The following is an 11,877-nucleotide window of genomic DNA, read 5'->3' on the forward strand; positions in this document are numbered from 1 at the left end:
TCGGGGTGTTCCGTCGGGCGGTCGCGGGGTGTTCCGTCGGGCGGTCGCGGGGTGTTCCGTCGGGCGGTCGCGGGGTGTTCCGTCGGGCGGTCGCGGGGTGTTCCGTCGGGCGGTCGCGGTCCGCTAGTGGTCGCGTTCTTCCGGGGTGCGGTGGGGTGCTCCGGCCGTCGGGCCGTCGGCGTGCCAGCTCGCCAGGAGGCGGATCGCGTCGGCCTCGGGGGTGCCGGGGCGGGGGGTGTAGACACAGAGGACCTGGCTGGAGCGGGCCTCGACGCGGAGGGTCTCGTAGGGCAGGGTGACCACGCCGATGAGGGGGTGCCGGAAGGTCTTCGCGCCGGTGCGGTGGACCCGTACGTCGTTGGACGCCCAGCGGGTGCGGAAGGCCGCGCTGCGGGTCGCGAGTTGTCCGATCAGGTCGATCAGATCGGGGTCGTCGGGGTGGCGGCCGGCCTCGATGCGCAGCATGGCCACGGAGTCGGCGGTGATCCGGTCCCACTCGGGGAACAGGTCCCGGGCCCTGGGCTCGTCCAGGAACAAGAAGCGGGCGCTGTTCGGGCGGCCGGGCATGTCGAGGATCGGCGCGAGGAGTGCGCGGCCCAGTGCGTTGACCGCCAGGATGTCGAAGCGGCCGTTGAGGACCATGGCGGGGAGGTGGTCCATCGAGTCCAGCATGATCTGGATCCCGGGGGCCACCTGGTCCTTCGCCGTACCACGGCCCCGTCTGCGGGCGGCTGGTGCGGGAGTGAGGGCGGCGAGCAGGCGGTCGAGGTGGACGCGTTCGTCGTCGTCCAGGCGCAGCACGTCGGCGACGGCGTTGACGACTCCGGTGGACGGCCCGGCGGCCTGGCCGCGTTCGAGCCGTACGTAGTACTCCGGACTGACCCCGGCGAGCAGGGCGACCTCCTCCCGGCGCAGTCCCTTCACCCGGCGGCGGGTGCTCTGCGTGGGGAGGCCGACGTCGGCCGGGGTGACCCGGGCACGGCGGGAGATGAGGAACTCGCGGACCGCCGCCCGCGCGGACTCCTTCTCGTCCATGCGATCGAGGATAGTCCGGGCCCTCGGTCCGGAAGGGGGCACTGCGAGTACCCCTTTTCGCCGTGCCTGCCGGGGGGTGGCGCGGGGCTGTTGGCTGGGGTCGGCACGGAGGAGTGCCGACGCCGAGGAGGAAGACGAGGACGACACCGACGCCGACGCCGACGCCGACGCTGAGAGCGACGCCGAGGCCGATGTTCGGACGGGGGTGTCGTGGGCGTCGTCCTGACCGTCGGTCAGTTGCGGTGGCTCGGCCGGCCCGCGCACCGGACTCCACCAGGAATGCCGGCCCACGAGAGCCTTCACCCCAGAGGAGAAACAGCATGTCCGCAGCCAGCTCACCGACCGAGCGGAACCGTCAGGTCGTCCTCGCCATGTTCGCGGCGGCCAACAGCGGCGACCTGGAAAGGGTCCTGTCGTGTCTGGCCGACGATGTCACGGTGTACGAGCCGTTGTTCCTGCCCTTCGGGCGGGTCTATCGGGGCAAGGACGAGTTCTTCGCCCTCGCCGGGGAATTGCAGAAGTATCTCGACCTCTCCGCGATCACGGTGCACTACACCATCGCCGATGGCGACCGGGTCGCGGCGTGCGTCGGCGTCCCGGATCTCACGACCGGAAAGCTGACGCGCTTCATCGAGCAGTTCACCGTGCGGGACGACAAGATCGTCGAGAATCGGCTGTTCTACAACGAGGTCGGCACGCTGGTCGGCGGGTCCGGGGCCGAGTAGGGCCCATCTCCGGGCCCATCTCCCTTTCGAATGGGCGGATTGCCGCACCCCGGTCGCGGTCCCGGTGCCGAAGACACCGATGACACCGATGACCCCGAAGACGCCGATGATCAGGGCGGCAATCCCCCATGGTAGATTTTTGCGATGTTCGAAAGTGGGGACTCCGCTCGTGGGTCCACGTCCAGCTCGATGCAGAGCATGCACAGGGCCATGCAGATGCTTGAGTATCTCGCCGAGAAGCCCATGCGGGCCTCGGAGCTGGCCGAACGTACCTCCTCGAAGTGGGCGACCGCACACCGCACCCTGGTGTACCTCCGGGAGCATGGATTCGTGCACCGGGACGAGGCGACCGGGTTGCACTACGTGGGGCGTCGGTTGTTCGCCATCGGGTCGTCGTATCTGAATGAGCACCCCCTTTTCCATACCGGTGAGCCACTGATGCGGACCGCGGCCGATCGGGTGGGCGGATTTGTTCAGATCGCCGAGCGGGAGGCGTATGCCTCCATCGCCATCGCGAGTGTCGAACCCCGGGATCCGATTCCCGGCCTTTCGTACGGAAATACCTATCGCCCGTATCCGCTGCACATCGGTGCGCGGGGACTGGTCCTGCTGGCGTTCGCGCCGGATGAATTCTGCGCCGCTTACGTGGATCATTTCGCGTCCGTCGAGGACGAGACGGCCATCGCCGACCCGGCCGGGCTGCTCGGGGTGCTCGAAGAGGTGCGGGATTCCGGTGCGGTGACCACCGATCCGGACATCACCCCGGGGACGACGGCGACCGCCGCGCCGGTGCGCAACGCGGCTGGGGTGGTCGTGGGGTCGGCATCCCTCATCACCGGTCACAAGGACGGGCCCGCGCCCACCGAGGTGCGTGACGTCGTGCTCGGGCTGGCCACGTCGCTGTCGCAGTTGCTCGGGTGGCGGGGGAAAGTCGCTTCTCGGTAGGTGGGCGGGGCGGGCGCGGCGGGGGGTCACTAACGGGTCGGTGACCGGGTTCGGTGACCGGTTCGGTTGCGGGTTCGGTGGCGGGTCGGGCACCGCGGCACGCCGGGGGCCCGGAGGGCGCGGCATGGTCCGTGCGCCTTCGGGCGGCGGGGGCCGCGGTGCTCGTGGTCGGTCCGGTTCCGGTTCTCGTCAGACGGTGGCCCGCACAGGTGGCCATGGGGCGTTGGCGGCCACATGCGCGCGATGGCGGACCAGGGCCCTCGGCGCGTCCACGGCCACGGCGGCGGTGGCACGCCCGTCCCGGGTGTACACGGCGACCAGACCGGACTCCCCGGGTGTGCCGGCGAGGATGTGGACGCTGTCCTCGGGGGCGGGTGCCCCCACCAGTTGCATCCGGGTGCCGAACTGGTCCGTCCAGAAGGAGGGCAGTTCGTCGAGCCGGGCCACTGCGGCGGACTCGCTGGTCAGCGCGCCGGCCACGATGTTCTCGGCGACCACGGTCGCCTGGAGACCGACATGGTTCCAGTGTTCGGACCGTACGGGGCAGCCGTGGCGGGGGGAATGCCAGCAGGCCGCGTCGCCGAGGGCGAACACGCCGGGGACGCTGGTCCGGCCCGCGTCGTCGCACAGCACACCGTTGTCCACCGCGATGCCGGATCCCTCCAGCCACCCCGTCTCGGGGACGCCGCCGAAGCCGATGACCACCAGGTCCGCGTCCAGGACCCGCCCGTCGGCCAACCGGACACCTCGGACCCGGCCGCCGTCCCCAGCCCGGCCGTCCCCGACCAGACCGTCGACGCCGGTACCGAGGGCGAAGGTGGTGCCATGGGCCTGGTGCAGCCGGGTGAAGTGATCACCGATGACTGGGCCCAGCACCCCGTGCATCGGCACCGGCTGGACATCGACCACCGTCACCTCGCGGCCGAGTTCCCGGGCCGCGGCGGCGACCTCGCAGCCGATGAAACCCGCCCCCAGCACCACCACCCGCCGCGCGTCGGCCAGGGCGGCGCGCAGGGCGAGACCGTCCTGGAGGCTGCGGAGGGAGTGGACACCTCGTAGGGCGGAGGGGAAGGGGGGCCTGCGGGCGGCGGAGCCCGTGGCGATCACAACGACATCCGCGGCCAGGGACGAGCCGTCGTCCACGGTGACGGTCGTGCCGCCGTCGCCGGTGCGCAGCGCGGTGGCACGGCGGCCCGCGCGCAGATCGAGGGTGAGTCCGGCGATCTCGTCCTCGGTCGCCAGATAGAGGGACTCGGGTGCGGCGCGGCCGGTCAGCAGGTCCTTGGACAGCTGGGTGCGGTCGTAGTGGGCGCGGGTCTGCTCCGCCCCGATCAGGGTCACCCTTCCGGCGAAGCCGAGCCGGCGCAGTTCCTGGGCGAGCGACATCCCGCCCAGGGAGGCGCCGACGATCGTCACATGCTCGGGCGGGGCCATCAGCCGGTCACCTGAAGGGCACGGGCCGGACAGGACCGCACCGCGCGTTCGGTCCGGGCGCGCAGTTCCTCCGGCGGTTCCGCGTCAAGGACGACGACCCGGTTGTCGTCCTCGTCCAGGTCGAACACGGTCGGGGCTTCGAGCATGCAACTGCCGTAGCCACGGCACTTGGTGAGATGGGCGGTGACTTTCATGGCGGTACCTCTGGATCGTGGATGGCGCCGGGACGCCGGCTGTTTCGGGAGGGAGGGGGATGGGGGGCGGGGGGACGGGGTGACGGGGACAGGGACGTCAGGCGACGAGGTAGCCGCCGTCGATCGGCAGGACGGCGCCGGTGATGTAGCGGGAACGGTCGTCGGCGAGGAAGACGATCCCCTCCGCGACCTCGTCGGCGGTGCCGGGCCGCCGCATCGGGACCGTGCCGCCGACGGGGGCCGGTTCGTCGGGGATCCCGCCGGGCCGGGCCGTCGTCCCCGAGCGCAGGGCGGTCGCGCTGGTCTCGAAGAGCCGGGTCGGGATCCAGCCGGGGGCGACGGCGTTGACCCGGACGCCCTGGGCGGCGGCCTCGGCGGCGACCTTCAGGGTCAGTCCCACCACCGCGTGCTTGGAGGCGATGTACGCGGCTCCGCCGCCCCGGGGGACGAGTCCCGCCGACGACGCGACCGTGATGATGCTGCCCCGGCCCCGTCCGGCCAGGGTGGGGAGCGCGGCGCGCAGCACATTGGCCGTGCCCCGGACGTTCACCCGGAGCACCAGTTCCCAGACCTCGTCGGGGAGTTCGAGGAAGGGCTGGTTCTGGTCGAAGATGCCTGCCGCGTGCACGACGACGTCCAGGGGGCCGAGGTCGCGCTCGGTGGCGCGTACCGCGTCGGCGACCGCCGTCTCGTCCGTGACATCGACGCGGTAGGCGGTGGCGGTCGCGCCGGTGGAGCGGATGCCGTCGGCGGTCTCGTGCGCGCCGGGGCCGGACAGGTCGCAGACGGCGACGGCGTACCCGGCCCGGCCGAGGGCTCGGGCGGTCGCGGCGCCGATTCCGCTGGCGGCTCCGGTGACCAGGGCCGCGCGGGGGATGGGGTCGGGGGCGGTGATGAGCCCACCGGTGTCAGGGGCGTCGCCGAGCCGATCCGTGCCGGGGGCGTTCATGAGCCCGCCGGCTTCTTGACGCGCAGCAGGTCGACCTCGATGCCGGTGCCCGCGGTGCGGGCGTGCTCGTACGCCAGGCGGGCGGCGATCAGGTCCTGGAGTGCGGTGCCGACGGATTTGTAGACCGCGATGTCCGCAGGGGTCTCGCGGCGGGCGCCGTTCGCGGTGAGGTCGGCGAGCGACCTGAGCTTGCCGTCCAGGACCCCGGCTTCGTCGGCGGCGAGCAGATCACCCGACTCACCGCGCGCCTGGCCGGGTGCGTCACTGACGACGAGGCGGGCACGGTCGATCACCTCGACATCGAGTTCGCGCAGCTCCGGCATGGTGGAGCCGATCGACAGCACGGTCGCGCCGGGGCTGAGCCACTGGCCGCGCAGGGCCACCCGCCCGGTGCCCATGCCGGTGTTGGTCGCCACGACCACCACCGGGGCGGAGGCCGCCTGTTCGGCGCTGTCCACCGGGACGACGGGGATGCCCAGCCGCTCGGCCATCCGCTCGGCGAAGAGTTTCCGGCGCTCGGGGTGGGGGCTGAACACCGAGACGGAGGTGACGTCGAGAGCCGCGCAGGTGCCCGCGAGGTTCGTCTCCGCCTCCAGTCCGGAGCCGATCAGCCCGACCTCGACCGGGCCGCGCGGACCGAGCAGGCCCGCTGCCACGCCGGTCGCGGCGCCGGTGCGCGCGGCGGTGAGATAGGCGCCGTCGAGCTGGGCCAGCAGGGCGCCCGAGTCCTCGTCGTACAGGCCGATCAGGTACTGGACGCCGCCCGCGCTCACCTGGTTGAAGACCTTGAAGCCCATGACACCGGCACCGGCGGCGACGGCCGGCATGAGGCGGAAGAAGCCGGGGTGGGCGGCGAGGTTGACGCGGTCGGGGAGCTGTACGCCGCCTTCGGCCTCGATGCGGTAGCCGTCGCGCAGGGCGTCGACCAGCCGGTCCATCCGCAGACAGGCGCGGACCTCGTCGTCCGTCAGGAGAAGCATGTTCGGTGTCTCTCTCGTGGAGCGGTAGGGGTGAGGAGTGAGTTGTGTGGGGTGACCGGCTGTCATCGGGGGGTGGGGCCCGGTGCGGGGCCGAAGGGCTGGTCGAGGAAGTGGGAGAAGACTTCGGGTGACTGCCAGCTGATGCTTTCGAGGGCGAGCGGGTCGAGCTGGAGGTGGAAGCCCAGCCGCAGCGACCGGATCTCGACCCGGTGGCCGTTGCGGGTCCTGACCTTGCTGATGCGTACGGCCGTGAACTCGTTGACCACGGTGAACTCCGTCTCGACCACGCTCTCCCCGTCGCCCGGAGGACCGCTCGCCCGGGGGGTCTGTGGGGGCCGCGGGGGCTGTGAGGTCTGCGGAGTCGGCAAGGGCTGCGGGGTCTGTGGGGGCTGTGGGGTCTGCGGGGGCTGTGGGGTCTGCGGGGGCTGTGAGGTCTGCGGGGGCTGTGAGGTCTGCGGGGGCTGTGAGGTCTGCGGGGGCATTCAGATCACCATCCGCAGATGCGGCAGCCGGACGACGCTCTCGTCCAGGACGGCGGTGCGGCTCACCAGCCCCCAGCCGTCCGGGCGGCGGCGCACCACGTCCCGCCGTCCCGCCGGGGCGAGTACGGCGGGGTGGGACTGATGGGTGACGCTGATCAGCACATTGCTGGTGACGAGGTACTCGCCGTCCCGCTCGCCGGGTTCCGCCACCACATTGCCGACGAACCGGCGTATGCGGTGGAGCGGGACCTCGCCCCAGGCGAAGTCGAGGTGCTCCGGTTCGAAGCGGCGGGCCCAGAGGGAGGCCAGCGACTCCCGTGACTCGTCCACCAGGTAGGCGCCGGGTACGTACGGTGCCAGGGAGGGATCGTCGCGGGTGACCGTGACCGGGACGCGGTAGGTGAACTCGTCCTCCAGCAGCGGCAGCCATTCGGGGTAGGCGTAGGCGTCCAGCAGACGGGCCTCGACATCGAAGAAGTGGCGCAGCGCGTTCGATGTCTCGGGGTCGGGCGTGCCGGTGTGCGGGAGGTGCGGGGTGGGTGTGTTCATCGGGCCGTGCTCCGTCCCGCCCGGCTGGGGGCTGCCGCTGTGGGGGCGTACGAGGTGTCGTTCATCAGCTCCGCCCAGCGGCGGTACAGCTCGCGCTGGTTGGTCTCGGAGTGGTCGATGTCGTAGACATCGCCGGGCCAATGCTTCTCGGTGTCCTTCGGTGCCGAGAGGCCGCCCTCGTAGACGAAGTCCCCGGTCCGGGACAGCGCGCCCCGGCTCATGTCCGCGACGCTCGTCCAGTTCTGGAGGTCGTCGGTGTCGAAGATGCCCGCCAGGCCGACCATGCGCAGATTGGCCCGCAGGGAGTGGGCGCGCTGCTGGTCGTCGTACCACTTCGGTACGAGGGCCCAGAGGAGCAGTTCGCAGTGCGTGCTGTCGAGGGGCCGCCAGACCCGGAACTGGACGTAGGAGACGGCGGGGGTGTCGTCGCCTGAGGTGAGGGCGGCGGCGTCGATGAGGGAGAGGTTGGGGAAGATGTTCCCGTGGAGCACGGACAGGCGTGACATCAGGTCGATCTGTCCGGGCTCCAGGCCCTCGGCCATCGACTGCCACTTCTCGGGCGGGTAGCCGAGGAAGACGGGTTCCGTGCCGGGCAGGTCGTAGTGCTGGACGCGGAAGGTGTGGCCGTTTCCGGCGACCACGCAGCGGCCCCGCATTCCGGCCATCGACACCCCTTCGAGCTGGGGGAAGGCATCGGTGTTGAGGTAGGTGCCCAGTTCGATCGGGCTCTGGTGGGTGGTCGCCAGGTGGTAGCCGTCGCCGGCGAAGTTCTCCGATCCGAGCTTCCAGTTGGTGCGGACGCGGGCGCGGGCGGGTGGTCCGGCCGCGACCAGGTCTCCGGCCTTGTCGAGGACCCCGCGCAGATACCAGGCGGCGGGGCCCAGTTCCTCGGCCAGGGGTGGGGCGTCCGGGTTCCAGCTCGCGAACACCAGGCCGTGGAAGCTGTCCACATGGGGGACGCGGACCAGGCCGAACGCGGACTTGTCGAAGGACGCGTCGAAGACCTGTTTGCGTTCCGGGACGCCCTTGAGGTCACCGGAGTTGGCGAACGTCCAGCCGTGGTAACTGCACCGGAAGTGGGACGAGTTGCCGAGGTCGGCCCGGCACAGCTGGGTGCCCCGGTGGGTGCATGAGTTGAGGAACGCCCGGATGGTCCCGCTCTCGTCGCGGGTCACGATGACATCCTCACCGCCCAGGTTCCTGGTGACGTAGTCGCCGGGGCGGGCGATCTCGCTCTCGTGCGCCACGAAGAGCCAACACCGCCGGAAGATCCGCTCCATCTCCAGCTGGAACTCGTCGTCGCCCCAGTACGACTGCCGGCTCACCCGGGTTTCGGTCTTTTCTGCCTTGATCATCCGCAGACTCCTGTCTCCGAGCAGGCAATATCCGGATCGACATCCGGATCGATGTCTGGATCGACATCCGGATCGATGTCCGGACCGGCGCCCGGATCGACATCCGGATCGGCGCCCGGACCGATGTCCGGATCGGCGTCCAGATCGGCGACCGGACGTCGATCCGAGGTGATATCCAGATAGTGGATATGCTGTCCACTGAGTGGGTGCGGTGAAGCTACAACCGGGAATGACGGGTGTCAATGCCCCCGGATGTGCACGGAAGGTCCGACTTCTCCCGCCCACCGACCCCGGTCCCGACGATCTGTTGACCGGCCCGCGTTCGATTGCTAGCCTCCGCCACTATCCACCCAGCGGTTACGTCATCCACTATCTGGATATCGAGACGTTCGGTCCGCTTCCGACGCGCCGAGGCCCGTTTCCTCTTGCCCCGCGTCCAGGTCCGTCCCGCTCCGTCGTGATCCGCGTCAGTCCCGTCGAACGGAGATCCGTCCATGAGCTACTCGCGCCAGGAAGCCCGCGCATGGGCCTGGGAGAACATGAAGGGCATCTGCGGATGCCTGCTGCCGACGTTCACCAGTGATCTGAGCAAGGTCAACGAACGTGCCGTCCGCCATGACATCGAGCGGGAGAAGCAGCTCGGGATGTCCGCCGCGCTGATCGTCTCCGAGTGCGGCACCACCTTCGAGGAACTGCTCCGCGTCACCGAGATCGCGGTCGACGAGGCCGGGGACGGTCTCCAGACCGTCGTCCACGCCGCGCTGCCGACGCTGCAGGACAACATCCGTCTGGTCCAGGAGTCCGAGAAGCGCGGCGCGACCTATGTCCTGCTCTCCTACCCGCTCACCTTCTATCCCCGGACCGAACAGGAGATCTTCGACTACACCAAGGCCGTCGCCGACAGCACGAACCTCGGTGTCATCGTCTTCGCCATGCACCTGTGGAACTTCCGCCGGCTGCACCCGAGCCATTTCTCACCGCAGTTGATCGGCCGGATGATCGAGGAGATCCCCAATGTCGTCGCGGTGAAGAGCGAGGTCGGCGGACCCGGGGTCGGCGGCATCGCCGAGATCTTCCACAAGTACCGCGACCAGGTCATCGTCATGGACCCCATCGAGTCCAACTCCCCGGCCTGGCACTCGATGTACGGGATGCAGTGGATGGGGACCTCGAACTACGAGGCGTACGGCCCCTGGGTCGCGCGCTACTTCGACCTGATGCGCGAGGGCCGGTTCGACGACGCCATGGAGATCTACTGGCGGATCCACCCGGTGCGCGAGGCCGACTCCGCGGTGGTCGGACAGGCCGTGGCGGGCACCGCGATGGTCCACCGCTATCTGTGGAAGTACCAGGGCTGGCTGAACGGATTCAACGGCGGCCCCATGCGCGCGCCGCTGTCCCGCATCAACGACGGTCAGATGGCCCAGCTGCGGGCCGCGGCCGTGGCGGGCGGTCTCGATGTCACCGACTCCCCCGACCACGAGTTCTTCACCGGCCGCAACCCGGCGTGAGAGCCGCGGGCCGAACTGGCGGCTGCGGCTGCGGCTCCGCCTGGGCCTGGTCCTGCGCCTGGGCCTGGGCCTGGGCCTGAGAGCCCGCAGCCGACCGTGAGGGCCGCACGCCCTCGGCCCGAGAGCCCGCAGGCCGACCCGACGGCCGCACCTCCTCGGCCTGATGCCGCGACCCCGCCCGAAGAGCGAAGGAACACCTCCGATGACGCCGAACTCCACCTCTTCCACGTCCCTCCCGTCTTCCACGAACCCCACGTCCCCCTCCGCCCCCGCTGCCCCCACCACCCCGCTGTTCTCCGATCTCATCATCGGCGCGGCACCCCCCAGCCGCCCGCGCGGCACGATCGATGTCCGTGACCCCTCCTCCGGGAAGCTGCTCGCCACCGTGCCGGACGGTGATGCCGAGGACGGGCTCGCTGCCGTCGGGGCGGCGGCCGGGGCATTCGGCTCCTGGCGGGCGACCAGCCCCCGGCGCCGGGCCGAGATCCTGCGGCGCTGCTGGGAGCTGATGACCGAGCGCACCGACGACATCGCCCGGCTCATCTCGGCGGAGAACGGCAAGACCCTCGCCGACGCCCGGGGCGAGGTAACCTATGCCGCCGAGTTCTTCCGCTGGTACGCGGAGGAGGCCGTACGCGCGGCCGGTCACCTCGGGGTCTCGCCCGGCGGCAGCAACCACATCATGGTGACCTACGAGCCCATCGGCGTCGCCGTGCTGATCACGCCGTGGAACTTCCCCGCCGCCATGGCCACCCGGAAGATCGCGCCGGCGCTGGCCGCCGGATGCCCGGTCGTGCTCAAGCCCGCCGCCGAGACCCCGCTCACCGCCTATCTGATCGCCCGGCTGTGCGCGGAGGCCGGTGTCCCCGACGGAGTGATCAACGTCGTCACCACCAGCCGGTCCGGTGAGGTGGTGCGCGCGATGCTGCACGATCCGCGGGTGCGGGCGCTGTCGTTCACCGGCTCCACCGAGGTGGGGCGCGTCCTGCTGCGCGAGGCCGCCGACACGGTGCTCAAGTCGAGCATGGAACTGGGCGGGAACGCGCCCTTCATCGTGCTGGACGACGCCGACCCGGACGAGGTGATCGACGGTCTGATGGTCGCCAAGATGCGCAACGGCGGGCAGGCATGCACGGCCGCCAACCGCGTCTATGTCCATCGCTCCCTCATCGGGACGGTCTCCCGTCGGCTGGCGGACCGGTTCGCGGCGCTGGCCGTCGGTCCGGGCACCGACCCCGCGAGCGAGTGCGGGCCGCTGATCAACGACCGTGCCGTCGACAAGGTCGCCGCGCTGGTGGAGTCGGCGGTGGCGGCAGGGGCGCGGGTCCTCACGGGCGGGGAACGGCCACCGGGGGAAGGGGCGTTCTACGCGCCCACCGTCCTGGTCGACGTCCCGCCCGAGGCGGACATCGTCCGTGAGGAGATCTTCGGCCCCGTCGCCAGTCTCATCGCCTTCGACACCGACGACGAGGTCGTCCGCGCCGCCAATGACACCCACCTGGGGCTCGCGGCGTACGTCTACACCTCCGATCTGCGCCGGGGGCTGCGGATCGCCGGGCGGCTGGAGGCCGGGATGGTCGCCGTCAACCGGGGGCTGCTCTCCGATCCGGCGGCGCCGTTCGGCGGGGTCAAGGAGAGCGGGCTCGGCCGCGAGGGTGGATTCGAAGGAATGCTCGAATTCATGGAATCGAAGTACATCGCCACCGCGTGGTGAGTGT

At 70.7% G+C, this 11,877-nt stretch carries 12 protein-coding genes; 4 read left to right on the plus strand and 8 right to left on the minus strand.

Going from position 1 to position 11,877, the window contains the following annotated elements:
• Positions 1-123: 123 nt before the first annotated feature.
• A complete protein-coding gene (locus ABZX40_RS10900; protein ID WP_355746946.1) occupies positions 124-1,035 on the minus strand; it encodes a helix-turn-helix transcriptional regulator in 912 nt (303 codons plus the stop codon).
• A gap of 320 nt (positions 1,036-1,355) precedes the next feature.
• Here ABZX40_RS10900 and ABZX40_RS10905 point away from each other — a divergent pair, with 320 nt between their 5' ends.
• Entirely contained in the window at positions 1,356-1,760 is a 405-nt protein-coding gene (locus ABZX40_RS10905; protein ID WP_355746949.1) for a nuclear transport factor 2 family protein, read from the plus strand.
• 210 nt (positions 1,761-1,970) lie between these two features.
• Positions 1,971-2,705 (plus strand): IclR family transcriptional regulator C-terminal domain-containing protein, encoded by a 735-nt coding sequence (locus ABZX40_RS10910; RefSeq protein ID WP_355746951.1) that lies wholly within the window; start codon positions 1,971-1,973, stop codon positions 2,703-2,705.
• 189 nt (positions 2,706-2,894) lie between these two features.
• Here the strand turns inward: ABZX40_RS10910 and ABZX40_RS10915 are convergent, their stop codons facing one another.
• From ABZX40_RS10915 to ABZX40_RS10945, 7 genes are all read right to left on the minus strand, one after another.
• Complete coding sequence (locus ABZX40_RS10915; protein WP_355746954.1) at positions 2,895-4,139, minus strand: FAD-dependent oxidoreductase; 1,245 nt, start codon at positions 4,137-4,139, stop codon at positions 2,895-2,897.
• Positions 4,139-4,333 carry a ferredoxin gene (locus ABZX40_RS10920; protein ID WP_355746957.1) on the minus strand — a complete coding sequence of 65 codons (195 nt, stop codon included), beginning with the start codon at positions 4,331-4,333 and terminating at the stop codon, positions 4,139-4,141. Before ABZX40_RS10920 ends, ABZX40_RS10915 begins: the two co-directional genes overlap by 1 nt.
• A 97-nt stretch (positions 4,334-4,430) precedes the next feature.
• On the minus strand, positions 4,431-5,282 hold the full coding sequence (locus tag ABZX40_RS10925) for an SDR family NAD(P)-dependent oxidoreductase (RefSeq protein WP_355746960.1): 852 nt from the start codon (positions 5,280-5,282) through the stop codon (positions 4,431-4,433).
• Complete coding sequence (locus tag ABZX40_RS10930) at positions 5,279-6,262, minus strand: ornithine cyclodeaminase family protein (RefSeq protein ID WP_355746963.1); 984 nt, start codon at positions 6,260-6,262, stop codon at positions 5,279-5,281. Before ABZX40_RS10930 ends, ABZX40_RS10925 begins: the two co-directional genes overlap by 4 nt.
• Positions 6,263-6,324: 62 nt before the next feature.
• Entirely contained in the window at positions 6,325-6,549 is a 225-nt protein-coding gene (locus tag ABZX40_RS10935; protein ID WP_355746966.1) for a dihydrodiol dehydrogenase, read from the minus strand.
• Between the two features lie 195 nt (positions 6,550-6,744).
• Positions 6,745-7,293 carry an aromatic-ring-hydroxylating dioxygenase subunit beta gene (locus ABZX40_RS10940; RefSeq protein ID WP_355746969.1) on the minus strand — a complete coding sequence of 183 codons (549 nt, stop codon included), beginning with the start codon at positions 7,291-7,293 and terminating at the stop codon, positions 6,745-6,747.
• The gene (locus ABZX40_RS10945; RefSeq protein WP_355746972.1) at positions 7,290-8,648 is read right to left on the minus strand and encodes an aromatic ring-hydroxylating dioxygenase subunit alpha; all 1,359 of its coding nucleotides are present in this window, start codon (positions 8,646-8,648) and stop codon (positions 7,290-7,292) included. The genes ABZX40_RS10940 and ABZX40_RS10945 overlap by 4 nt, the downstream gene beginning before the upstream one ends.
• A gap of 494 nt (positions 8,649-9,142) precedes the next feature.
• Here ABZX40_RS10945 and ABZX40_RS10950 point away from each other — a divergent pair, with 494 nt between their 5' ends.
• Positions 9,143-10,159 carry a dihydrodipicolinate synthase family protein gene (locus tag ABZX40_RS10950; RefSeq protein ID WP_355746975.1) on the plus strand — a complete coding sequence of 339 codons (1,017 nt, stop codon included), beginning with the start codon at positions 9,143-9,145 and terminating at the stop codon, positions 10,157-10,159.
• Between the two features lie 202 nt (positions 10,160-10,361).
• Complete coding sequence (locus ABZX40_RS10955; protein WP_355746978.1) at positions 10,362-11,873, plus strand: NAD-dependent succinate-semialdehyde dehydrogenase; 1,512 nt, start codon at positions 10,362-10,364, stop codon at positions 11,871-11,873.
• The last annotated feature ends 4 nt before the right edge of the window (positions 11,874-11,877 follow it).

Source organism: Streptomyces sp. NPDC004610, assembly GCF_040609715.1.
Taxonomy (GTDB): Bacteria; Actinomycetota; Actinomycetes; order Streptomycetales; family Streptomycetaceae; genus Streptomyces.

What these genes read in the sequence shown, in the direction of transcription:
- ABZX40_RS10920 (WP_355746957.1), bottom strand. Translation starts at nt 4,333, where the DNA reads ATGAAAGTCACCGCCCATCTCACCAAGTGCCGTGGCTACGGCAGTTGC.
- ABZX40_RS10955 (WP_355746978.1), top strand. Translation starts at nt 10,362, where the DNA reads ATGACGCCGAACTCCACCTCTTCCACGTCCCTCCCGTCTTCCACGAAC.
- ABZX40_RS10900 (WP_355746946.1), bottom strand. Translation starts at nt 1,035, where the DNA reads ATGGACGAGAAGGAGTCCGCGCGGGCGGCGGTCCGCGAGTTCCTCATC.
- ABZX40_RS10940 (WP_355746969.1), bottom strand. Translation starts at nt 7,293, where the DNA reads ATGAACACACCCACCCCGCACCTCCCGCACACCGGCACGCCCGACCCC.
- ABZX40_RS10915 (WP_355746954.1), bottom strand. Translation starts at nt 4,139, where the DNA reads ATGGCCCCGCCCGAGCATGTGACGATCGTCGGCGCCTCCCTGGGCGGG.
- ABZX40_RS10945 (WP_355746972.1), bottom strand. Translation starts at nt 8,648, where the DNA reads ATGATCAAGGCAGAAAAGACCGAAACCCGGGTGAGCCGGCAGTCGTAC.
- ABZX40_RS10905 (WP_355746949.1), top strand. Translation starts at nt 1,356, where the DNA reads ATGTCCGCAGCCAGCTCACCGACCGAGCGGAACCGTCAGGTCGTCCTC.
- ABZX40_RS10925 (WP_355746960.1), bottom strand. Translation starts at nt 5,282, where the DNA reads ATGAACGCCCCCGGCACGGATCGGCTCGGCGACGCCCCTGACACCGGT.
- ABZX40_RS10910 (WP_355746951.1), top strand. Translation starts at nt 1,971, where the DNA reads ATGCAGATGCTTGAGTATCTCGCCGAGAAGCCCATGCGGGCCTCGGAG.
- ABZX40_RS10930 (WP_355746963.1), bottom strand. Translation starts at nt 6,262, where the DNA reads ATGCTTCTCCTGACGGACGACGAGGTCCGCGCCTGTCTGCGGATGGAC.
- ABZX40_RS10950 (WP_355746975.1), top strand. Translation starts at nt 9,143, where the DNA reads ATGAGCTACTCGCGCCAGGAAGCCCGCGCATGGGCCTGGGAGAACATG.